15 protein-coding genes and 2 pseudogenes are annotated in these 22,157 nt (G+C 72.2%); 1 reads left to right on the forward strand and 16 read right to left on the reverse strand.

Translation table 11 applies throughout. The features are described from left to right. Positions 1 to 77: 77 nt before the first annotated feature. From Sfulv_RS10615 to Sfulv_RS10655, 9 genes and pseudogenes are all read right to left on the reverse strand, one after another. Entirely contained in the window at positions 78 to 2,429 is a 2,352-nt protein-coding gene (locus tag Sfulv_RS10615) for a xanthine dehydrogenase family protein molybdopterin-binding subunit (RefSeq protein WP_173313462.1), read from the reverse strand. Between the two features lie 91 nt (positions 2,430 to 2,520). Further along, positions 2,521 to 4,088: pseudogene (locus Sfulv_RS10620) on the reverse strand ((2Fe-2S)-binding protein). Beyond that, the gene (locus Sfulv_RS10625; protein ID WP_173313463.1) at positions 4,085 to 4,981 is read right to left on the reverse strand and encodes an FAD binding domain-containing protein; all 897 of its coding nucleotides are present in this window, start codon (positions 4,979 to 4,981) and stop codon (positions 4,085 to 4,087) included. Before Sfulv_RS10625 ends, Sfulv_RS10620 begins: the two are co-directional and overlap by 4 nt. A gap of 59 nt (positions 4,982 to 5,040) precedes the next feature. Further along, positions 5,041 to 6,890: pseudogene (locus tag Sfulv_RS10630) on the reverse strand (beta-N-acetylhexosaminidase). Position 6,891: 1 nt separating this feature from the next. Then, complete coding sequence (locus Sfulv_RS10635) at positions 6,892 to 7,743, reverse strand: carbohydrate ABC transporter permease (protein ID WP_173313464.1); 852 nt, start codon at positions 7,741 to 7,743, stop codon at positions 6,892 to 6,894. Continuing rightward, complete coding sequence (locus tag Sfulv_RS10640; RefSeq protein ID WP_173313465.1) at positions 7,740 to 8,723, reverse strand: carbohydrate ABC transporter permease; 984 nt, start codon at positions 8,721 to 8,723, stop codon at positions 7,740 to 7,742. Before Sfulv_RS10640 ends, Sfulv_RS10635 begins: the two co-directional genes overlap by 4 nt. Before the next feature lie 2 nt (positions 8,724 to 8,725). Further along, on the reverse strand, positions 8,726 to 10,030 hold the full coding sequence (locus tag Sfulv_RS10645; protein ID WP_173313466.1) for an extracellular solute-binding protein: 1,305 nt from the start codon (positions 10,028 to 10,030) through the stop codon (positions 8,726 to 8,728). Between the two features lie 262 nt (positions 10,031 to 10,292). Next, positions 10,293 to 10,586: a DUF3039 domain-containing protein gene (locus tag Sfulv_RS10650; RefSeq protein WP_173313467.1), complete on the reverse strand. Its 294-nt coding sequence runs from the start codon at positions 10,584 to 10,586 to the stop codon at positions 10,293 to 10,295. Between the two features lie 107 nt (positions 10,587 to 10,693). Continuing rightward, the gene (locus tag Sfulv_RS10655; protein ID WP_173313468.1) at positions 10,694 to 11,254 is read right to left on the reverse strand and encodes a YqgE/AlgH family protein; all 561 of its coding nucleotides are present in this window, start codon (positions 11,252 to 11,254) and stop codon (positions 10,694 to 10,696) included. A gap of 298 nt (positions 11,255 to 11,552) precedes the next feature. On the opposite strand from Sfulv_RS10655, the gene murA reads away from it, so the two are divergent. After that, positions 11,553 to 12,893 (forward strand): UDP-N-acetylglucosamine 1-carboxyvinyltransferase, encoded by a 1,341-nt coding sequence (murA, locus tag Sfulv_RS10660; RefSeq protein WP_173313469.1) that lies wholly within the window; start codon positions 11,553 to 11,555, stop codon positions 12,891 to 12,893. 161 nt (positions 12,894 to 13,054) lie between these two features. Here murA and Sfulv_RS10665 read toward each other — a convergent pair whose 3' ends face one another. The 7 genes from Sfulv_RS10665 to Sfulv_RS10695 form a co-directional block, all read right to left on the reverse strand. After that, positions 13,055 to 13,336 carry an HU family DNA-binding protein gene (locus Sfulv_RS10665; protein ID WP_003968811.1) on the reverse strand — a complete coding sequence of 94 codons (282 nt, stop codon included), beginning with the start codon at positions 13,334 to 13,336 and terminating at the stop codon, positions 13,055 to 13,057. 390 nt (positions 13,337 to 13,726) lie between these two features. After that, the gene (locus Sfulv_RS10670) at positions 13,727 to 15,163 is read right to left on the reverse strand and encodes an NAD-dependent malic enzyme (protein ID WP_173313470.1); all 1,437 of its coding nucleotides are present in this window, start codon (positions 15,161 to 15,163) and stop codon (positions 13,727 to 13,729) included. Between the two features lie 468 nt (positions 15,164 to 15,631). Continuing rightward, positions 15,632 to 18,013 carry a HelD family protein gene (locus Sfulv_RS10675; RefSeq protein ID WP_173313471.1) on the reverse strand — a complete coding sequence of 794 codons (2,382 nt, stop codon included), beginning with the start codon at positions 18,011 to 18,013 and terminating at the stop codon, positions 15,632 to 15,634. A gap of 164 nt (positions 18,014 to 18,177) precedes the next feature. After that, a complete protein-coding gene (locus Sfulv_RS10680; protein WP_173313472.1) occupies positions 18,178 to 18,771 on the reverse strand; it encodes a CGNR zinc finger domain-containing protein in 594 nt (197 codons plus the stop codon). A 165-nt stretch (positions 18,772 to 18,936) separates the two neighbouring features. Beyond that, the gene (locus Sfulv_RS10685; RefSeq protein ID WP_173313473.1) at positions 18,937 to 19,497 is read right to left on the reverse strand and encodes a GNAT family N-acetyltransferase; all 561 of its coding nucleotides are present in this window, start codon (positions 19,495 to 19,497) and stop codon (positions 18,937 to 18,939) included. Between the two features lie 22 nt (positions 19,498 to 19,519). After that, positions 19,520 to 20,611, reverse strand: a complete 1,092-nt coding sequence (locus tag Sfulv_RS10690; RefSeq protein WP_173313474.1) for a uroporphyrinogen-III synthase — start codon at positions 20,609 to 20,611, stop codon at positions 19,520 to 19,522. A 180-nt stretch (positions 20,612 to 20,791) separates the two neighbouring features. After that, a complete protein-coding gene (locus Sfulv_RS10695) occupies positions 20,792 to 22,123 on the reverse strand; it encodes a nitrate/nitrite transporter (RefSeq protein WP_173313475.1) in 1,332 nt (443 codons plus the stop codon). Positions 22,124 to 22,157: the final 34 nt, after the last annotated feature.

Consider the following 22,157-nt stretch of genomic DNA (forward strand, 5'->3'; position numbering starts at 1 on the left):
TCACTGTAGTCAGCATCGCTGACAGCCCGCACCCCTGGGTTGCACGTGCAACGTAAATCAAGCCGTCAGGGCACCGCTCATCCCTTGGGGGTTGTCACCGCGGCCTGCGGCCGGATCGGGAGGCGGTTGACCGGGCGGCCCGTTGCCGAGCGGACTGCTGAGGCGACAGCTGCCGGGGCGGTGACCACCGGTACCGCCGAGGCGGCCTTCGCGCCGAACGGGGCGACGACGTCGCGTTCCTCGACCAGTTTCACGATGCGAATGTCCGGTGCGTCGAGAGCTGTCGGCAGCGCGTACCCCGTGAGGTCCGGGTGCCGGATCAGGCCACGGGCGGTGCGGAGGTTCTCCGTCAAGGCCGCGCCGATGCCCTGGGTGACCCCCGCCTCTATGCGGACCGCCAACTGGGCCGGGTTCAGCACTCGGCCCACGTCCTGGGCGACCGCCATCTCGACGACCCGGATCGAACCGAGCTCGATGTCGACGTCCACCACCGCGCGGATCGCGCAGAAGGCGAGGCCGACGAACGCGTCTCCCTGGCCGGATTCGTCCAGGGGTTCGGTCGGGTGGGGGCGGCACTGGGCGGTGGCCCAGAGTTCCTTGCCCTCCATGGCCTCCATGACCGTCGTGGACAGCACACCGTCGTACGAGGTGATCTTGCCGTCCGCGATCTGGAGCAGCTCCGTCGACATGCCGAACTTGTGGGCCAGCGGCTGGAGGAGCTGGGTGCGCACCATCTTCGCGGCCCGCTCCACCGCCCCGCCGGAGACCCAGGTGTGGCGGCCGTGCGTCGCCGGGCCCGCCGGGGGCTGGTCGGTGTCGACCGCGGCCACGTGGACCTCTTCGATGCCCAGGGTCTCCTGCACGATCTGCCGGGCGAGGGTCGAGAAGCCCTGGCCTGTTTCGACCGCTGCGCAGATGACCGTGGCGATGCCGTCGTGGACCCGGACCGTGGCCGTGGAGACCTCGTCGGTGCCCTCGGCGCCGAGCATGTGGACCATGCCGAGCGCGTACCCGACCCCACGCCGTACGGCGCCGGGCTCGCCCGCGCCCTCCGGGCCGCCGGGCAGCAGCCAGTCCTCCTGCGCGATGTCCTTCGGCAGGGCGGGCAGCGGGAAGTCCCGTACGGCCCTGAGCAGTTCCGCGACGGGCGCGGGGCAGGTCACGGTCTGGCTGGTGGGGAGGATGTCGCCGGTGGACAGGACGTTGCGCAGGCGCAGTTCGGCCGGGTCGATGCCCAGTTTGGCCGCCAGCTTGTCCATCTGGCCCTCGTAGGCCGCGCAGACCTGCATGGCGCCCTCGCCGCGCACATGGCCGGAGGGCGGGTTGTTCGTGCGGACGGCCCAGCCCTCGATGAAGGCGTGCGGGACGACGTACGGGCCGCAGGCGAAGGCGACCGCGGCGGCGAGCGACTCGGATGAGGCGTCCGCGTACGCGCCCGCGTCGAGGAGGATCTGGGCCTCGACCTTGACCAGGCGGCCCTCGGCGTCCGCGTGGTGGCGGTAGCGCAGGAGGGTCGGGTGGCGGTGGGCGTGGCCGAGGAAGGACTCCTCGCGGGTGGCGGCCAGCTTGACCGGGCAGCCGGTGCGCAGGGCGAGCAGGCCCAGCGGGATCTGGAAGCCGGGGTCCTCGCGGTCCCCGGTCGCGCCGGGGACACCGGTGACGACGACCTTCACCCGGTCCGGCTCCAGGCCGAAGCACGCGGCGGCCAGGTCGCGGTCGGTGTGCGGGTCGGTGGAGGCCGTGTAGATCTCCACGCCGCCGTCGGGGCGGGGCACCGCGAGACCGGCCTCGGCGCCGATCGGGGCGGGGTCCTGCCGGCCGATGCGGTACAGGCCGTCGACGACGACCTCGCCCTCGGCCTCCGGGTCGCCGTAGCGCAGCGGGATGTGGCGGATGAGGTTGCCGTCCGGGTGGAGGGGTTCGGCTGCGAACGCCTTCTCCGGGTCGGTGACCGGTTCCAGGACCTCGTACTCGACGGCGATGGCCGCGGCGGCCAGGCGTGCCGTGTCCGGGTGGTCGGCGGCGACGGCCGCGATGGGCTCTCCGTGGTGGCGCACCAGCTCGGAGGCGAACACGGGGCGGTCCACGACCTGGCGGCCGTACGAACCGTCCCCGGGGATGTCCTCGTGGGTGACGACCGCGCGTACCCCCGGCATCCCGGCCGCCGCCGAGGTGTCGATGGACAGGATGCGGGCGTGCGGATGCGGGGAGCGGAGTACGGAGGCCCAGAGCAGGCCCTCGGCCCAGAGGTCGGCCGCGTAGGGGAAGGTGCCCTCGGTCTTCGCGCGGGCGTCGGCCGGGGGGAGTGAGGCACCCAGGCCGAGCGCGGGCGGCTCCTGGTCCGGGCCGGAGCCTGGACGGGTGCTGTCCTGGTACGTGGTGCGGGTGGCGCTGGTCGCGTTGGCCGCGGTGGCTGCGTCGCTGCTCACGCCGCCTCCTTGTCATTCGCCCCGCTGCGGCAGCAGCTGTGGTCGGCCGGTGGGGTCGCGCTCGGGACGGCGGATTGCCTGTGTGCGTCGCTCACAGGTCGCCTCCCTCGCGCGGCTGAGGCTGGACACTACCGGCGCCCGGGGCGCCTGGTGCGGGATGCGTGCTTCGCCGGCCGGCTCGGACCCGGCCGCCTCCGCGCTCGCCTCGCGCCCCGCGATCACCTGGGCCACGGCGTCGAGCACACCGCGGTAGCCGGAGCAGCGGCAGAGGTTGCCGCACAGGGCCTTGCGGGTCTCCAGCTCGGAGGGCGCGTGGTTGCCCTCCAGGAGGTCGTGGATGGTCATGGCCATGCCTGGGATGCAGAAGCCGCACTGGACGGCTCCGCACGCGGCCAGGGCCCGCTGCACGTCGGACGGCTCGCCACCTGCCGCGAGGCCCTCGACCGTACGGACCTCGCTGCCCGCCGCCGTGGCCGCGGGGACCAGGCAGGAGGCGACGAGACGGCCGTCGACCTGGACGTTGCAGGCGCCGCACTCGCCCTGCGAGCAGCCGTCCTTGGCCCCGGCGAGGCCGAGGCGCTCGCGCAGCACGTAGAGGAGTGACTCGCCGATCCAGGAGTCGCTGACGGGGCGGTCGGTGCCGTTCACGTGCAGGACGTACGAGGCGGAGGGGTGGTCACTCGGAGCACTCTCGGCACTCCCGGCGCTGCCCGCGCTACCAGCACTGCCGGCATCCGCGGCCGGGTCGGCCACCGCCGCGGCGTCCTGGCCGGGTGCGGGCTCGGCCGGGTCGTCCGTCTGCGACGTGGCGGTGTCGGGGGCCGGGGTGGGCGTGGACGGGAATCCGGTGAGCCCGGCCGGGTCGCCTGAGCCGGTGGGGTCGGCGGGCTCCACGGTTCCGGTGCCCCCGGAGGTCTCCGGCGCCTCGGGTACCTCCGCAGTGTCCTGGGGTACTTCGTCGGAGGCGGCCCGGGCCGCCTCCTCGGGCTCTTCGGGCTCCTCGGGGCGCTGGGTCGCCCAGGGCGCCGGTGCGCCACCGGGCAGGGTGGCCGGCGGGGCCGTGTCCGTGTACCACCGCGAGGCCGGGGACGAGGCGGCGAACTCGCCGGACTCCTCCGGGAGGTCGCCCTCGGCCACCGGGATCGTCCACTGCCCGGTGTGACCGGCCGGCTCCGCCCCGGGGGTGGGCGCGGCGGCGACCGTCACCTCGGTGAACTCCCAGGGGGCCGTCGACGGGGGCGTGACCGGGTACTCCCGGCGCTCCTGCTCGTGCTCCTGGTGCTGGTGGTTCGGGTCCGGCCAGTGCACCGAGGAGGGTGCGGCCCGCTCACCGGCCGACGCCCCATCGGGGGCGTAAGGGTGCTGCTCCTGCGGGGCGTGCGGGTGCTGTGCCTCCGGGTACGGCGGCTGCACGACCCAGCTGCCCGTCGCCGCCGGGTCCACGCCGGCGGCCGGTGTCAGCGGCAGGATCATCGGCGGTACGTACCCGTGGCCGGGGGCGGCCAGCGGGTCGTTGGCCAGGTCCTCCGGGGGCAGGTGGACGAACGCCGTGGCCTCCGCGTCGTACTCGCCGCTCTGCGGGGTCGGCTGCCAGCCGCCGTACTGCTGTGCGTACGGGTCGTGCTGGTCCTGCTGTCCGGTGGGGTCTTCGTTGCTCACGACAGTGCCCTCCCGAGCGCGCGTCGGGCCAGCGCGGCGACGGTGCGGCGCAGATGCTGGATGGCCGGGGGCAGGGGCGGGGCGTCCGCCCCGTCGGCCGGCGGGTCGGGGTCGGGGACGCAGGCCGCGGCGACGTACTCGCCGAAGGCGGCCAGCGCGTCGGGGGCCAGGCCGCGTTCGCCGTCCCAGTCGATCAGGGAGGCGATCCAGCGCTCGGCCTCCAGGGGCCGCAGCGGCATCGGCGCGACGGCGCCGACCGCGCAGCGCACTCCGCGCCTGGCCGGGTCGAGGACGATCGCCACCGATGCGGTCGCACGGCCGGGGCCGGTGCGGCCCGTGGCCTTCAGGAAGACCTGCGGGGCGTGCAGCAGCGGCACGCGCACGAAACCGATCAGCTCGGCGGGCAGAAGCATCTCGCGGCCGGCCAGCAGGTGCGAGACCGGGATCTCCCGGCGGGCGCCGCCGGGGCCCGCGACGACCAGCTCGGCCTCCAGGGCGGCCAGTACCGGCAGGGAGTCGCCGGTCGGTGCCGCGCCGGCGATGTTGCCGCCGAGCGTCCCGGCGTTGCGGATCTGCGGCGGGCCCGCGGCGCGCGCGGACGCGGCGAGCGCGGGGATGAGCGCGGCGAAGTCGGGCCGCCCCATGCGCGCGTGGGTCAGTCCCGCGCCGAGCAGCGCGTGGCCGTCCTGGTAGTGCCAGCCGCGCAGTTCGCTGATCCGCCCGAGGCCGACCAGGCCCGAGGGGCGCAGCAGCCCCTTGTTGACGGCCGACATCAGGTCCGTGCCACCCGCCACAGGTACGGCGGCGGGCATGGCACCGAGTGCCGCCACGGCCTCGTCGAGCGAGGCCGGAAGCGTCACCGACTGCATCGCCTGCGGTGCGTGAGTGGTCAACCCAGCTGCCCCTTTCCGGTCTCCCGGCTGTCCCGCCTGTTCCGCCGTACGGTACGTGCTCACAGCCCGGACATGGCAACTCTGGCACATCTTCCGAGCGGCTCGACGCGAGGGTCCGCGAAGGAGGTTTCCGCCCCTGACCGGGAGGATGGTCCCGTTTCGCGCGCCTTCGGCGCGGAGTGCGGATTGCCACTCTTCAGCGCTTCTCGTACGACTTGCCCCCTTCCTCCCCACACCGGGAGGTGCTTACACGTTGGGGGCGTTCCCTCGATCGGGCGGCCGAGAACTCCGGGCCGCAGCTGACCGGGCAGCGGGCCGCCCGGCGGCCGGTAGCCGACTCCGAGGGCGTCGAGCCGGGCGTAGTGGGAGGCCATCCGGCGTTCAAAACCGGCGAAGTCCCGTTCGGCGGGGGCCGGGAGCCGGGACCAGGCGACCTCGGCGAAGGCGGCGAGCCGGGGGAAGACCTGGTAGTCGACGCGGGCGCGGTTCTGCATCACCTCGGTCCACACGTTGGCCTGGGTGCCCAGGATGTGACGGACCGCCGCGTCGGAGAGGCCCGGGGGTACGGGTTCAAAGCGGTAGACGTCTTCCAGCGTGCGTACGTATCCGATGGGCATCGGCTCGTCGGTGCCGCCGTGCTGACGGTGGTCCAGATACACCTGCTGCTCCGGGCACATCACGACGTCGTGGCCGGCCTCCGCGGCGGCGACGCCTCCCGCGTACCCCCGCCACGAGGAGACGGCCGCGCCCTCCGCGAGGCCGCCCTCCAGGATCTCGTCCCAGCCGATGAGGCGCCGTCCGCGTGCGGAGAGCCAGCTGTCGAAGTGGCGGATGAACCAGGACTGGAGCTCCTTCTCGTCCGCCAGGCCGAGTTCGGCGATCCGGGCCTGAGCCGTCGCGGACTCCTTCCACTGGTCCTTGGGGCACTCGTCGCCGCCGACGTGGATGAACGGCGAGGTGTCCGCGGGGAAGAGGTCGAGGATCTCCTCGAAGACGCCCTCGTAGAACCGCAGGACGGTGTCGGTGGGGGCGAGTACGTTCGGGCTGACGCCCCAGTTGTCCCAGACGGGCAGGGTGCTCGTGTCGATGACGTCGGTGTTGCCCAGCTCGGGTAGGCGCTGATGGCGGCCTGCGAGTGGCCCGGGATGTCGATCTCCGGGACGACCTGGATATGCCGCGCGGCCGCGTACGCCACGATCTCGCGGATGTCGTCCTGGGTGTAGTAGCCGCCGTGCGGGGTCTCGTCCCACAGATCCGATGCGCGGTGGCCGTACTTGGTACGCGCGCGCCAGGCTCCGGCCTCGGTGAGCCGGGGGTGGCGCCTGATCTCGACGCGCCATCCCTGGTCGTCGGTGAGGTGGAAGTGGAAGACGTTCAGCTTGTGGGCGGCGAGGAGGTCCAGGTAGCGCAGGACGTCGTCCTTGGGCAGGAAGTGCCGGGAGACGTCGAGCATGAGGCCGCGCCAGGGGAAGCGGGGGCTGTCCTCGATCTCCGCGACGGGAAGGGCGGACGGGCCGCCGGGGCCGACTGGGGCGCTGCGGAAGGCTTCGGGCCCCAGGAGCTGGCGGAGGGTCTGCGCGCCCCAGAAGACGCCCGCGGGGCTGCCTCCGGTGATCTCGACGCCCAGGCCGGGGCCGGTGCGCAGCCGGTAGCCCTCGGGTTCCAGCGCGGGGTCCAGGCGCAGCCGGACGGTGTGCCCGGCGCGTTCGGCGTCCGCCGGCCCCGGTGCGAGCGGCAGGCCGTAGGCCGCTCCGACGGTGGCGCGCAGCCACCGCTCGGTGGTCTCGGTGCCGGGCTGCGCCGAGATGGTCGTGGACGGGCCCAGGAGGAAGCCGTTCGGGCCCTGGTCGTCGGTGTGCGGGGGCGCGGGGATGTGGGTTCGCACAGGTGCGGGAACGAGGTGGTGCACGTCAGTCCTTAACCGCTCCGCCGAGTCCCGAGACCAGGCGTCGCTGTACGAGTACGAAGAAGACCAGCACGGGAACGGTCATCACCGTCGAGGCTGCCATGATCCCTCCCCAGTCGTTCTCGTCCGGTTTGAAGAAGACCAGCAGCGCCATCGGGAGCGTCGACTGGGAGGTGTCGCTGATGAGGAAGGACTTGGCGAACAGGAAGTCGTTCCAGGTCGAGATGAACGAGAAGACGCTGGTCGCCACGAGGCCGGGGAAGACCAGCGGGAAGAGGATCTGCCACAGGAAGCGGGTGCGGCTCGCCCCGTCGATGTAGGCGGCCTCCTCCAGCGCCTCGGGGACGGCCCTGACGAAGCCGCGGAGCATCCAGATGGCGAACGGCAGCGAGAAGGCGAGGTGCGGCAGGATCAGCGATCCCAGCGTGTTCAGCTGCCCGAAGTCCCGCATCAGGAAGAACAGCGGGATGGTCAGCGCCTCGACCGGCACCATCTGCGCGACCAGGAACATGATCAGCAGCGTCGTGCGGAACTTGAAGCGGAACCGGGTAACCGCCGTGGCCGCCAGGAAGGCGATCAGCGCGGACGCGATGACGACCGTGCCCGCGACGAGCAGGCTGTTGAGGAAGTAGCGGCCGAAGTCCTGCTGTTCGAAGACCCGGCGGAAGGAGTCCAGGGAGGGGGACAGTGTCCAGGGGCGGGCTTCGGTGGACTGGATCTCGCCCGCCGGCTTGAAGGCCGAGAGCACCATCCAGTAGAGCGGGAAGGCGACGGCGGCGGCGATGAGCAGGGCCGCGGCCTCGGCGGCCAGCCGGCCGGGCCTGCGGACCCGGAAGCGGGTGCTGAGCGTGCTCACAGTTCTTCTCCCTGGCGCCGGACGAGGCGCAGATAGACCAGGGTCACGGCCAGCAGGATCACCAGCATGACGACGCCGATCGCCGAGCCGAGGCTGTACTGCGAGGACGCGAACGCCTTCTGGTACGCGTACACGTTGAGCACCAGGTTCTGGCCGGCGATGCCCCCGCCGTTGGTCATGACGTAGATCTGGGTGAACACCTTGAAGTCCCAGATGATCGACTGGATGGTGACGACGACCAGGATCGGCCGGAGCATGGGTGCCGTGACCGACCGCCAGATCCGCCACTGCGAGGCGCCGTCCAGCGAGGCCGCCTCCAGCACCTCGGTGGGGATCGCCCGGATGCCCGCGTAGACGGTCACCATCACGAACGGGAACGAGCACCAGAGCACTTCCAGCAGGACCAGGGCGAAGGCGCTGTAGCGCCCGTACGTCCAGGAGAAGTCGCCGAGTCCCAGCACCCGGTTGACCGGCCCGAAGTCGGGGTCGAAGAGGAAGACCCAGACGGTGGACCCGGTGACCGCGGGGGTCGCCCAGGCGCCGAGGGCGGCCATCATGAGCGCGAGCCGGGGCAGCGCCCGGACCCGCGTCAGCAGGACGGCGAGCGCGCAGCCGGTCATCAGGGTGGCGAGCACGCAGGCCGCGGCGAAGACCACGGTCGCGAGGAGCACCTGCCAGAACTGGCTGTCGCCGAAGAGGGCCGTGTAGTTGCCGAACCCCTTGAACGTGGTCGGCTCGCCGCCGCTGACCTGGGCCTGGGTGTACTCCAGGAAGGAGATCAGGCCCAGCTGGTGGATCGGGTAGACGAGGAGTCCGCCGAGGAGGACCAGCGCGGGCAGGAGGTAGAGCCAGGGGGTCCAGCCGGGCCGCCGCGCGGGTGAGACGGGGCGGCGGCGCCGAGGCGGGCGCGGGCGTGCGCCGCCCGCCCCGGCGGTCCCGGCGGGGGCCGGAGCCTTGTACGTCGTGCTGTTCGCGGTCATCGTCAGCCCGCGGCGGCGAACGCCGCGTCCATCTTCTTCGCGGCGTCGTCCGACGCCTGTGCCACGTCCTTACGTCCGCTGACGATCTCCTGGAACATCGTCGGCAGGACGAGCGAGGCGTCTATCTGACCCCAGCCGGGGGAGGCGGGGACGAACTTGGCGCCCGCGTTGAGGGTCTGGACGAACGGGGCGATGAACGGCTCCTTCTTCGCGGCGTTGTCCCGTACGTCGGTGTACGTCGGCAGGAAGCCCATCGCGTCGAAGAGCCTGGCCTGCGTCTGCTTGCCGGCCAGCGACTTCATCAGCTCCACCGCCAGGGTGCGGTGCGCACTGCTCTTGAGTACGCCGATGTTGTTGCCGCCCGCGAACGCCGGGGCGATCGAGCCGGGTGCGACTCCGGGCAGCGGCACGACCGCGTACTTGCCCTTGACCGCGCCCGCCTCGACCGCGGTGTGGCTGAAGTCGCCGCCGATGGCCATGGCCGCCTTGCCCGAGGCGAAGGCGGTGACGGTCGCGTTGCCGCCCATGGAGGCGCACTTGGCGGCCGGGCAGTTGGCGTCCCCGAAGAGCGAGGTGTAGGTCTCGATGCCCTTGCGGGCCTTGTCGCTGTTGATGGCCGCCTTGTAGGTGCCGCCGCTCTCGTTGGCCAGTTCGCCGCCGCCGGCCCAGATGAACGGCATCGCGCCGTAGGTGTAGGCGCCCCCGACCGCGAGGCCGTACAGGTCGGGCTCGGCCTTGTGGACCTTCTTCGCGGTGGAGATCAGCTCGGCCTGGGACTTGGGGACCTCGATGCCCAGGTCCTCGAAGACGTCGGTGCGGTAGTAGAGCGCCCGTACGCCGACGAAGAGCGGGGCTCCGTAGACCTTGCCGCCTACCGTCACGGACTGCCGGGCGACCGGGTCGGTGTCCTTGGCCTCGTCCCAGGCCGCGAACTCCTCGCTCACGTCGGCGAGGCCGCCGTCCTTCACGTAACCGGCCGTGTCGGTGTTGCCGTACTCGATGAGGTCCGGGGCGCTCTTCGGGTCGTTGAAGGCGGCCTTGATCCGCTGGGCGCGGGTGTCGACGGGGATGTACTCGACCTCGACCTCCGTGGCCTTGTGGCTCTTCTCGAAGGCGGCGACGGCCGCGTCGACGACCTGCTCCTTGGGCTTGTTGCCGACCTCCTGGAACAGCCAGACGCGGAGCGTGCCGGACTTCTCGTCGCCCTTGGCGCTGGTGTCGGAGGTCTGCGGTGCGCAGGCGGTGGCGGTGAGGCCCGCCAGCAGCAGCGCCGCAGTGGGGGCGGCAATTCGGGCAGAAAGATTCATCGGGGCCCCTACCGGTCAGTCGTTGCATCATGCGCAACGCGCGTTTCGTTCTGCACAACTGGCAGGAGAGTAGGTGCGCATCCGGACGCCGACAAGTGGTCTCAACCACTCTGTGACCAGCGGAAGCAGCCCGTGCAACGCGAAGGACCCCCGGGGCGCGTCACCGCGCCCCGGGGGTCCTGTCACAGGCCGTGCGTACATGCTCTTACGAACGCGAACGCGAACGCGAACGCGAACACGGACCGGTACGGAACGGTGCGGACTACTTCTTGTCCTTGCCGCCCTTGCCCTTGTCCTTGTCGCCGCCGGCGCCCATGGACTCGTAGATCTCCTTGCACATGGGGCAGACCGGGTACTTCTTGGGGTCGCGCCCCGGAACCCAGACCTTGCCGCACAGCGCCACCACGGGGGTGCCCTCCAGGGCACTCGCCATGATCTTGTCCTTCTGGACGTAATGGGCGTAGCGCTCGTGGTCGCCGTCGCCGTGCGACACCTGTGGTGCCGGCTCAACGAGGGTCCCCGTACCTGCCCCGGGTTCGGGCTCAAGAGTGCTCATAACCGCCAAGGGTACTGAAGGCCGCGCCGTGCCGGAGCCGCCAGGTACGCCGGGCCCCGCGGCCGGTCCCGCGCGGGCCGCGCACCCGTACGGCGACCGGCCGCGCGTCAGTTCAGCGAGGGGTCGTCCGGGTACGTCGCGATCATCGCCAGCTCGCTGCGCTGACGCCGCAGGACCGCCCGCCAGAGGTGCTCCGGGCGGGGCGATGAGACGTCGCCCGGCTCGGACTCGACGACGTACCAGGCGCCGTCCCCGAGCTCGGCCTCCAGCTGACCCGGCCCCCAGCCCGCGTACCCGGCGAAGATCCGCAGCGATCCGAGAGCCGCGGCCAGCAGTTCGGGCGGCGTCTCCAGGTCGACCAGGCCGATCGCCCCGTGCACGCGCCGCCAGCCGAGGGGCCCGTGGTCGCCGGGGATCACGGCCACGCCGAGCGCGGAGTCCAGCGAGACGGGTCCGCCCTGGAAGACCACGTCCGGCTCACCGGCGAGTCCGGCCCAGGGCGCGAGGATGTCACCGACGCCGACCGGGGTCGGGCGGTTCAGGATCACGCCGAGCGAGCCCTCCTCGTCGTGGTCGAGGAGCAGCACCACCGCGCGGTCGAAGTTCGGGTCCGCCAGGGCGGGCGCGGCCACGAGCAGCCGCCCTGTGAGCGAGGACACCTCGGTCATGGCAGAAATGATCCCGCATCATCGGCCTCCGCGGATACCAGGTGGACCCGCTCATCCCGCAGCGGTGCCGAAGTGGTCCCTGAGCGGTCACCAGTGCAGCTCAGGGGCGCACGGGTGCACGGAGAGCGCACGGTTCCGGGGCCGATCCGGACCGTCACCCTCCGCCAGGAACACTGCGCGGAGCGTGTTGTGGCGGATTCATGACGTCGTCCCGCCCCCGTTGCCCTTACGGAAGGGGGGTAGGAGGCCATTACCCTTTTCGATGGCCCCCGCCCGACCACTCCGGAACGCGAGATTCATGACCGGCACAGACGATGTCCTGCTTGTCCACGGCGGAACCCCGCTGGAAGGCGAGATCCGCGTCCGCGGCGCCAAGAACCTGGTGCCCAAGGCGATGGTCGCCGCGCTGCTCGGAAGCGGGCCGAGCCGGCTCCGCAACGTGCCCGACATCCGTGACGTACGGGTGGTGCGGGGACTTCTGCAGCTGCACGGCGTGACCGTCCGCCCCGGTGACGAGCCGGGCGAACTGATCCTCGACCCGTCCCACGTCGAGAGCGCGAACGTCGCCGACATCGACGCCCACGCGGGCTCGTCGCGCATCCCGATCCTCTTCTGCGGCCCTCTGCTGCACCGCCTGGGCCACGCCTTCATCCCGGGGCTCGGCGGCTGCGACATCGGCGGCCGGCCCATCGACTTCCACTTCGAGGTGCTGCGCCAGTTCGGCGCGACGATCGAGAAGCGCGCGGACGGCCAGTACCTGGAGGCCCCGCAGCGGCTGCGCGGCACGAAGATCCGGCTGCCGTACCCGTCCGTGGGCTCCACCGAGCAGGTGCTGCTGACGGCCGTGCTGGCCGAGGGCGTCACCGAGCTGTCCAACGCGGCCGTGGAGCCGGAGATCGAGGACCTCATCTGCGTACTGCAGAAGATGGGCGCGATCATCTCGATGGACACCGACCGGACCATCCGGATCACGGGTGTGGACCGGCTCGACGGTTACACGCACCGGGCCATCCCGGACCGCCTCGAGGCCGCCTCCTGGGCGTCCGCCGCGCTGGCGACCGAAGGCAACATCTACGTGCGCGGCGCCCAGCAGCGCTCGATGATGACCTTCCTGAACACCTTCCGCCGGGTCGGCGGGGCCTTCGAGATCGACGACGAGGGCATCCGCTTCTGGCACCCGGGCGGCGCGCTGAACGCCATCGCCCTGGAGACGGACGTGCACCCCGGGTTCCAGACCGACTGGCAGCAGCCCCTGGTGGTGGCGCTGACGCAGGCCAGTGGCCTGTCCATCGTCCACGAGACGGTGTACGAGTCGCGGCTCGGCTTCACCTCGGCGCTCAACCAGATGGGCGCGCACATCCAGCTCTACCGCGAATGTCTGGGCGGCTCCGACTGCCGCTTCGGCCAGCGCAACTTCCTGCACTCGGCGGTCGTGTCGGGGCCCACGAAGCTCCAGGGCGCCGACCTGGTCATCCCCGACCTGCGCGGCGGCTTCTCGTACCTGATCGCCGCTCTGGCGGCGCAGGGCACCTCCCGGGTGCACGGCATCGACCTGATCAACCGCGGCTACGAGAACTTCATGGAGAAGCTCGAGAAGCTCGGCGCGAAGGTCGAGCTGCCGGGCGGGGCGCTCGTCTAGCAACGGCGCGCAGCGGCACACGACGGACGGCGGCGGCCCCCTGGGAGGGGGCGGCCGCCGTCCGTCGTGTGCGGGGGCCCTGGAGGCCCCGCACACGGCGAACGGCGAGGAGCGGCCGCCCCCGTACGGGGACGGCCGCTCCTCGTCTGCTGCTCGGGGCCTTACTTGCCCTTGGCGGCTTCCTTGAGCTTCGAGCCCGCGGAGACCTTCACGCTGTAACCGGCGGGGATGTTGATCGGGTCGCCGGTCTGCGGGTTCCGAGCGGTGCGAGCGGCACGGTGGGTGCGCTCGAAGGTCAGGAAGCCGGGGATGGTGACCTTCTCGTCGCCCTTGGCGACGATCTCTCCGACGGTCTCGGCGAGCGCGGCCAGCACGGCGTCGGCGTCCTTGCGAGTCACCTCGGCGCGGTCGGCCAGGGCGGCCACCAGCTCACTGCGGTTCATGTTTGTACTCCCGTGTTCTTCTTGCCTGTGAGGCGTGAGATCGAAGCCGATGCTGCCAGGGCCCTCTGACAGTCCCCGGACCCGGGTCTGATGTCAGACCCTCTCGCCCGAATACGCATCCTGCCCCCACCAGCGGCGGGAAAGCCAATCCGGAACTCTCCGGAGTCACACGAAAAGCGCCACGACTTGCCCGTGGTGACGTTCCGTCGACTCCCGGAAGCGGTCCGCAGCGGATGCCGGGCTCTGCGGGGCCGGGCCCAGCGGGGCCCGCTGCCCGCCACCCTAAAGGGGCGTTTGGGACGCCGCGACCCGCGACGCGCCGTACGGCGGCGCGGGTGAGGCAGGGCACCCTCCGCGCCGGCCGTGGCCGGCCGGCGCGGAGAGCGCCTCTCAGGCGAGTTCCGAGGTGCTCTCGGCGGCGGCGCCCGCGGCCTTCGCGGCGGCGCGGACGGCCCCCGCGACGGCTCCGGCGACCTTGTCGTTGAAGACCGAGGGGATGATGTAGTTCGCGTTCAGCTCCTCCTCCGCGACGACGTCCGCGAGGGCGCCGGCGGCGGCGAGCATCATCTCCGTGTTGACGGTGCGGGACTGAGCGTCCAGCAGACCGCGGAAGACGCCCGGGAAGACCAGCACGTTGTTGATCTGGTTGGGGAAGTCCGAACGGCCGGTGGCGACGACCGCGGCCGTGAGGCGGGCGATCGCGGGCTCGACCTCGGGGTCCGGGTTCGCGAGCGCGAACACGATGGCGCCCTCGGCCATGGCGGCGACGTCGTCGCCGTTCAGGACGTTGGGGGCGGAGACGCCGATGAAGACGTCAGCGCCGACGACGGCCTCCTTGAGGGTGCCGGTGACGCCCTCCGGGTTGGTGTTGTCCGCGATCCATCGCAGCGGCGAGTCGGGGTCGGCGGAGACCAGGTCCTCGCGGCCCGCGTGCACCACGCCGTGGATGTCGGCGACGACGGCGTGCTTGACACCTGCGGCGATGAGCAGCTTCAGGATGGCCGTACCGGCCGCTCCCGCGCCGGACATGACGACCCGTACGTCCCCGATCTCCTTGGTGACCACGCGCAGGGCGTTGGTCAGGGCGGCGAGGACGACGATGGCGGTGCCGTGCTGGTCGTCGTGGAAGACGGGGATGTCCAGGGCCTCGCGCAGCCGCGCCTCGATCTCGAAGCACCGGGGGGCGGAGATGTCCTCCAGGTTGATGCCCGCGAAGCCGGGGGCGATGGCGCGGACGATGGCGACGATCTCGTCGGTGTTCTGCGTGTCCAGGCAGATCGGCCAGGCGTCGATGCCCGCGAAGCGCTTGAACAGGGCCGCCTTGCCCTCCATCACGGGGAGCGCGGCCATCGGGCCGATGTTCCCCAGGCCGAGCACCGCGGAGCCGTCCGTCACGACTGCGACGGAGTTGCGCTTGATGGTGAGGCGGCGGGCGTCCTCGGGGTTCTCGGCGATAGCCATGCACACGCGGGCGACACCCGGGGTGTAGATCATCGAGAGGTCGTCACGGTTGCGGATGGGGTGCTTGGACGCCATCTCGATCTTGCCGCCGAGGTGCATCAGGAACGTACGGTCGGAGACCTTTCCGAGCACGACGCCCTCGATGTCGCGCAGACCTTCGACGATCTCGTCCGCGTGCGAGGTGGAGGAGGCCGCGATGGTGACATCGATCCGCAGCTTCTCGTGGCCGGAAGCGGTCACGTCGAGGCCGGTGACCGAACCTCCGGAGGACTCCACGGCCGTGGTGAGCTGGGAGACCGCTGTGCCGCTCGCGGGCACCTCCAGCCTGACCGTCATCGAGTACGAGACGCTGGGCGCCGTTGCCATGGCCGAGTCCTTCGCTTTCCTTAGCTTCATTGCCGCGTGGCCGGGGCACTCGCCCGCGGTCACGCTTCCCGATCGTCGCACCTACCGGCGAGTAGCCGGTAATGACTGCCACAGTTCGGAAAGTAGTTTCCACCATACGAGAAGTAGGTGGTTCGGCGGAACCCCCAGCCGCCCGTGAACCCCACCCGCCCCGTGCGGAACACCTCCGGGGCACCTCCCGAACGAAAACAGACCCGCGCCACCGGAAGGTGACGCGGGCCTGTCTTCTTCACTTAGCGGCACCGACCCGCCATGCTCGCCTCGCGGCAAGTGGTCGCTCGAAGCGACGAAGGTTGGGCCCGGGGGCTTGGATCGAGCCGGTGCCGACTCCAGGCTAACAAAGACACCCGGAAAGTGGTCCCCGTAGGGCGGGACGATCGGAAACCGGCCAGCCGGCCGCTCCCCGGCCGGCCCCGGCGGGCTCCCCGGTCACTCCCTCAGCAGGTCCGGCACGCCGTGCGCGTCGGGCAGGTCCCGCTCCCCCGAGACCACCGTGAGCTGCTGCGTGGCGCGGGTCAGCGCCACGTACAGCACCCGCAGGCCGGCCGGTGACTCGTCCGCGATCTCCGCGGGAGAGACGACGACCGTGGCGTCGTACTCCAGGCCCTTCGCCTCCAGGCTGCCGAGCGCCACCACACGCGGCCCGAGCTCCGCGAGCCACTCGCGGGCCTGTGCGCGGCGGTTCATGGCCACGACCACGCCGATGGTGCCGTCCACCTCCGTGAGGAGTCTGCGCGCCTCCGCACGGACGGTGCCGGCCAGGTCCCGGTCGCGCACCGGCTCGAAGCGGGGCTCCACGCCGGTCGAGCGGACCGCGACCGGGGACTCCATGCCCGGCATCGCGAGGGCGAGCACCTTGGCCGCGAGCTCGGCGATCTCCGCCGGGTTGCGGTAGTTCACCGTGAGGGTGAAACGGCGGCGCGGGCGGCCGCCCAGCGCCTCGTCGCGGGCGGCCGCCGCCTCGTCCGGATCGGACCAGGAGGACTGCGCGGGGTCTCCGACGACCGTCCAGGTGGCGTGCCGGCCCCGGCGGCCGACCATCCGCCACTGCATGGGCGTCAGGTCCTGCGCCTCGTCCACGATGACGTGGGCGTACTCGGTGCGCTCCGCCGCCAGCCGCTCGGCCCGCTCCCACTGGGTCTCCTCGCGCTGCGGCATCAGCTCCTCAAGTCCGGTGAGCTGGTCCAGCGGGTCGAACTCGCGCTTGCGCTTCGGCCGGTGCGGGGTGCCCAGCAGGGTCTGGAGCTCGTCGAGGAGCGCCACGTCGTGGACGGAGAGCGGGCCCCTGCCCTCGCTGTCGAGCCGCTTGAGGGAACGGGCGAGGCGCCGCACCTCCCCCTGGTTGAGGATGCGGCGGGCCCACCGGCCGAGCCGCCGCTCGTCGGCCATCGTCGCGAGCACCCTGCGCGGGGTGAGCTCGGGCCACCAGTCGTTGAGGAAGGTGAGGAACGGCGTCTCGGTGGAGACGTCCTCGTCGAAGGAGGAGCGCAGCTCGGCGACGAGCTCGGGGTCGGTGTAGCGGCCCCGCCCCGACGACTTGCTCCACAGTGCGTCCAGCAGCAGCTTGCGGGCGCGCGGGCGCAGCAGGTTGACGGGCGCCGTGCCGCTGAGCACGTTGTTGCGGATGCGCTGGAGCTCGTCGGCCTCCAGTTCGACGCGGGCGCCGAAGGCGACCACCCGGAGCCGGGTGGGGGTGCCGGCGGACCGCGCGGGCTCCGGCTCCTCGTCCCCGAACGACAGCTGGCCGTCCTGGGACGCGGGCTGCGCCCCGGGCTGCTCCAGCGCCCCGCGCGCCGCCTTGCGCAGCACGTGGAGCATCCGGGACGAGCCCTTGACGCGGGCGACGGCCGGTTCGTCGTAGGTGGTGGCGCCCTCCACGCCCGCCGCCTCGTCGGAGAGCGAGCCGACCGCGCGGATCGCGACCTGGCCCTCCTCGCCGAGCGAGGGCAGCACGCCCTCGGTGTAGGCGACGAGGAGCGGGGTCGGCGAGACGACCAGGATGCCGCCGGCGTAGCGCCGCCGGTCCTGGTAGAGCAGGTAGGCGGCCCGGTGCAGGGCCACCGCGGTCTTGCCGGTCCCGGGGCCTCCGGAGACCTCCGTGACGGAGGCGGCGGGGGCCCTGATCACCATGTCCTGCTCGGCCTGGATGGACGAGACGATGTCCCGCATGGTGTGGCTGCGGGCCTGGCCCAGGGCCGCCATCAGCGCACCGTCGCCGATGACGGGCAGTGTGCCGCCGCCCAGGCGCGCGGTGAGCTCCGGGCGCATCAGGTCGTCCTCGACCCCGAGGACCTTGCGGCCCTTGGAGCGGATGACCCGCCGGCGTACGACCCGGCCGGGTTCCTTGGGCGTCGACCGGTAGAACGGCGCGGCCGCCGGGGCCCGCCAGTCGATGACCAGCGGCGCGTAGTCGGAGTCGAGGACTCCGATACGGCCGATGTGGAGCGTCTCCGCGATGTCCGCGGTGTGGTCCGGGCGTACGGCGTCGTCGGCGGGCTCGACGGAGGTGAACGCGCCGTCCGGGCCGCGCTCACCGTCCTTGCCGAGCAGCAGATCGATCCGCCCGAAGAGGAAGTCCTCGAACTCGTTGTTCAGCCGGTTGAGGTGCACCCCGGCCCGGAACACCTGGGCGTCGCGCTCGGCGAGCGCCCCCGGTGTGCCGACCTGGCCCCTTTTCACGGCGTCGTGCATGAGAAATTCCGCCTCGTCGATCTTCTCTTCGAGGCGGTGGTAAACCCGGTCCAGATGTTCTTGCTCGACACCGATTTCCCGGTCCCGCAACGAATCGACAGCGGCATCCTGCGCGGCCACCGGGGCCCCCTTCTGACGTGCACTGGGCAGCCGTCAACCGTACGCGAAGAAGGGCCCGCTCCGCACCTGTGACCAGCGTTGCGATTGCGCGTCGGACCGCCGGGTCCGGGCGCTCGCGGGGGCGGGCGGTGGCCCGGGTGTACCCGCGCTTCGCGGCGTCCCGCTCAGCGGCCGTCCGCGAGGGCTGCCGCCCTGCGGCGGTGCCGGGCGACGCGCTCACGGTTGCCGCAGACCTCGCTGGAGCACCAGCGACGGCGGCGCCCCCGTGAGGTGTCGAGGTAGAGCCGCCGGCAGCTCTCGCCCGCGCAGCGCCGCAGCGCCGCCCTGGACGCCGGGTCGGTGAGCAGGTCGACGCAGTCCCGGGCCACGGCGGCGAGCAGTTCCTCGCAGGCCGGCGGGGCGTTCAGGGTCCGGGTGAGCGCGCCGCCCTCGGCGCGGACCGCGCGCAGTCCGGGCGGCGGTCCGGCGGCGAGCGCGTTGACGCGGTCGAGCGCCGGGTCGTCGCGGGCGCCGGCGAGTTCGGCGGCCAGCAGCCGGGCGAGGCCGGCCCGCAGCTGTCTGAAGCGGGCCACCCAGCTCCCGTCGACCCCGGCGAGCGGCGTCCCGCGGGGCACCAGGCCGGCGGCCACCAGCCACTCGGTGAGCGCCGCGGGCCCGGCGAGCCGTTCGCACGCCCCGGAGGGACCCGCCGCCGTCGCCACCAGGTCCAGGCAGATCCGGCCGGAGTCGAACCGCCGGTCGTACGCGCCCGCCGCCATGAGCCTGTCACCGCCTCGGGTCCCGATGGGGAGTCAGCACCAGAGTGCCCGTCGGAGGGCCGGGCCGGAACCCCTCGCGCCGGGTGAGCGCCTTCCCGGCGCCGCGTACCCACCGCAGGGCCACCGCCGTGCCGGGCGCGGCGCTCCGGTGCGCTCCGGGGCGGGTCAGCGCGGCGGACCGTCGTGCAGGATTCGCTGGAACAGCCGGTGGTCGCGCCACGCGCCGTCGATGTGGAGATAGCGCGGCGCCGTCCCGAACAGCTCGAAGCCGCACTTGGCGAGCACCCGCTGGGACGCGGTGTTCTCCACGACGGTCCCCGCCTCGACCCGGTGCAGCCCGAGTCCGTCGCGCGCGATGTCGCAGACGCGGTGCACGGCGGCGGTCGCGAGCCCCCGGCCCGCCTGGCCGACGTCGACCCAGTAACCGAGCCGGCCGCTGCGGAACGGTCCCCGTTCGATGGAGGAGAGCGTGAACGCGCCGACCGCCTGGTCCTGCTCGTCGGCGACCACCCAGGGCATCACCCGCCCGGCGTCCCGGTCCGCGAGGAGGCCGGTGAGGCGTTCCTCCTGCCCCTCGGTGGTGTAGAAGACCTCGGTGCGCGCGGGCTCCCACGGGCGCATCCAGGCGCGGCTCCGGGTCAGCGCGGCGGCGAGGGAGGGCGCGTCGCCGAGGGCGGCGGGGCGCAGGGTCACCCCTCCCAGCAGGGGGTATACGGAATCCGTCACCCTCCTACGCTATACGCGCGCCTCACTCCCCGTACGTGGCGTCGGCCACGGGGTCGAGCGCCAGCCGGTAGCCGCGCTTGACGACCGTCTGGATCAGCCGGGGTACGCCGAGCGCGCTGCGCAGCCGGGCCATCGCCGTCTCCACCGCGTGTTCGTCGCTTCCGCTGCCGGGCAGCGCGCGCAGCAGATCGGCCCGCGCCACCACCCAGCCGGGCCTGCGGGCCAGAGCGTGCAGGAGGGCCATGCCCGCGGGCGGCACGGGGCGCAGGGCGCCGTCGACGAGCACGGCGTGGCCGCGGATCTCGATCCGGTGGCCGGCGACCGGCAGCGGGCGGGCGGTGCCGGGGAGTTGGGCACAGAGCAGCTGGACGAGCGGGCCCAGCCGGAAGCGTTCCGGCTGGAGGGTGCTGATGCCCCTGTCCTGGAGCGGGAGCGCGGTCACCGGGCCGACGCAGACCGTCATCACGTCGTCCCGCAGCGCGGACAGGATCTCCGGCAGCAGGCCGCGGACCTCGGCCCGGTTCAGGTACGAGGCGGCGGCGGGGGCACTGGTGAAGGTGAGCGCGTCCAGGCCCCGGGAGACCGTGACGTCGAGCATCCGGTCGAGCGGGGCGATGTCCTCCGGGGGCATCCACCGGTAGACGGGGACGCCGACGACCTCGGCACCGGCCGCCAGCAGGGCGTCGACGAACCCGGGCAGCGGTTCACCGTGCAGTTGCAGGGCGATACGGCGGCCCTCGACGCCCTCGCCGAGCAGCCGGTCCAGGACCTCGGCCATCGACTCGGATTCGGGTGACCACGCCTCGGTGAGGCCCGCCGCCCGGATGGCGCCCTTCACCTTCGGACCGCGCGCCAGGAGTTCGACGCCGCGCAGGACCCCCAGCAGCGCCTCCCCGATGCCCCAGCCGTCTGCGGCCTCCACCCAGCCCCGGAAGCCGATCGCCGTGGTCGCGATCACGACGTCGGGGACGTCTTCGATGAGTTCCTCGGTGGCGGCGAGGAGTTCGCTGTCGTCCGCGAGGGGCACGATGCGCAGGGCCGGAGCGTGGAGGACCACGGCGCCCCTGCGCTGGAGGAGTGTGCCGAGCTCCTCGGCGCGACGGGCGGCGGTCACCCCTACCGTGAAGCCCGCGAGGGCCCGTGCTGTGCGTCGTCGTGCATGGCGTGTACCCGGCTCTCGTGTCCCGCTGCTGCTCGGCGGTGCGGAGTTCCGAGACTGCCAACACTGCGTGACAGCCTCGGTTCACTTGTATTTCACACCCGTTACGTCCCCCGGTACGAGCCACCGGCCGGGTCACACCTCGGCGTAGCTGAGCTGCGGCTTCGCCGCCACCGCCGCGGGCCGCCGAAGGTATACCGCCCAGGTGACGCCGAAGCACACCGCGTAGAAGGCGAGGAAGGACCAGAAGGCGGCCGTCCCGGAGCCCGCCGCCTGGAACGACTGCCGGAACGCCAGGTTGATGGCCAGCCCGCCGAGCGCTCCGACGGCTCCGATGAGTCCCATGGCCGCTCCCGAGAGCCGCCGCCCGTACGCCGCGGCCTCCTCGCCGCGCATGCCCTTGCCCACGGCCTTGGCGTGGAAGATCCCGGGGATCATCTTGAACGTCGATCCGTTGCCGAGGCCGGTCAGGACGAACAGTGCGATGAAACCGGTGAGGAAGACCCCGAGGGACTCGGTCCGGGAGGCGTGGACGACGACTCCGGTGGCCGCGGCCATCCCCGCGAAGTTCCACAGGGTGATGCGGGCGCCGCCGTACCGGTCGGCGAGCCAGCCGCCGGCCGGCCGGATCAGTGAGCCGAGCAGCGGTCCGATGAAGGTGAGCGACGCGGCCTGGAGCGGGGTCCGTCCGAACTGGGTCTGCAGGACGAGACCGAACGCGAAGCTGTAGCCGATGTACGAGCCGAAGGTGCCGATGTAGAGCAGCGCCATGATCCAGGTGTGCGGGTCGCGTACCGCTTCCAGCGCGGCCCCGGTGTCGTTCTGCACCGGCCGCAGGTTGTCCATGCGGAACGTGGCGAACAGCGCCGCGACGACGATCAGGGGGATGTAGACCCCGAGCACGATCCGGGGGTACGCGGCCCCCGCCGTGCCGATCACGAGCAGACCGACGAGCTGGACGACGGGTACGCCGATGTTGCCGCCGCCCGCGTTGAGCCCGAGCGCCCAGCCCTTCTTGCGCAGCGGGAAGAAGGCGTTGATGTTCGTCATGGACGAGGCGAAGTTGCCCCCGCCGATCCCGGCGAGCGCGGCCACGGCGACGAAGGTGCCGTACGAGGTCCCCGGTTCCATCACCGCGAACGCGGCGACGGCCGGGACGAGCAGCGTCAGCGCGCTGAACACGGTCCAGTTGCGCCCGCCGAACCGTGCCACGGCGAAGGTGTACGGCACCCGCACGAGCGCTCCGACCAGGGTGGCCGTGGAGATGAGGAAGAACTTCCCGGCCGGGTCGACCCCGTACTCCGGCCCCATGAACAGGACCATCACCGACCACAGGGTCCAGATGGAGAATCCGATGTGCTCCGAGAGCACCGAGAACCAGAGATTCCGCCGGGCGACACGCTCGCCGGTCTCGCGCCAGAAGGTCTCGTCCTCCGGCTCCCACTGTTCGATCCAACGGCCGGTCATCACGCGCCTCCACAGGGTGTCGTGTGCTTGTGTC

Source organism: Streptomyces fulvorobeus, assembly GCF_013167895.1.
Taxonomy (GTDB): Bacteria; Actinomycetota; Actinomycetes; order Streptomycetales; family Streptomycetaceae; genus Streptomyces; species Streptomyces fulvorobeus.